We start from the raw sequence: 255 nt of genomic DNA on the forward strand, positions 1-255 counted from the left end.
AGAGGCGATGAAGGACGTATTAACTTGCGATAAGCGTAGATTAGGCAGTAAAAGCCACTTGAGTCTACGATTTCCGAATGGGGAAACCCACTAGCATAAGCTAGTATCGCTGCGTGAATACATAGCGTAGCGAGGCGAACTCGGGGAACTGAAACATCTAAGTACCCGAAGGAAAAGAAATCAACTGAGATTCCGAAAGTAGCGGCGAGCGAAATTGGACTAGCCCTTAAGCTTTAAATGATGCAGGTGAACACG

The 255-nt window shown here is 46.3% G+C and carries 1 rRNA gene; it reads left to right on the top strand.

Annotation, left to right across the window (positions count from 1 at the left end):
- Positions 1-255 (top strand): 23S ribosomal RNA (locus tag EYW48_RS21810); the annotation flags it as partial.

This window comes from Vibrio sp. 1180_3 (genome assembly GCF_029478545.1).
Lineage (GTDB): Bacteria > Pseudomonadota > Gammaproteobacteria > Enterobacterales > Vibrionaceae > Vibrio > Vibrio aestuarianus.